This window comes from Mycobacterium hubeiense, from assembly GCF_002838065.1.
Lineage (GTDB): Bacteria > Actinomycetota > Actinomycetes > Mycobacteriales > Mycobacteriaceae > Mycobacterium > Mycobacterium hubeiense.
The window spans coordinates 1-344 of record NZ_PIZU01000161.1; the positions used below are offsets into that span (position 1 = coordinate 1).

Below are 344 nucleotides of genomic sequence, written 5' to 3' on the forward strand. Positions count from 1 at the left end.
ATCAGCCGGTTGCCCAGCGCCCCATGCAACGTCTTACGGTGTTCAGCCAGCCGGCGGTGCAGCTCGCCCACGCGGATCATGGTTCGTTGCGCAGCGGCCGAACGTCGCCACACGCAGCGGCCCGTCGTATGCACGCCATCACGGTTGAAGCAGTCCGGTGATCCGGCGCGGTGCTGGCGATCCAGATGCCGCTGGGTGCGGCGCAGCCGCATCGTGTCCAACCTGATGGCATCGGCCAACGGTTCCACCCAGCCCGACCAGCTGCCGTCGCAGTGCTGCACGGTGACCGCGATCTGGCTCGGGCCAAGGTCGAACGACACCCGCCCCTCACCCACCGGATGACG

1 pseudogene is annotated in these 344 nt (G+C 68.3%); it reads right to left on the reverse strand.

The window, feature by feature from the left end:
• Window positions 1-344 (reverse strand): annotated as a pseudogene (locus CWS39_RS28510) (transposase); the annotation flags it as partial.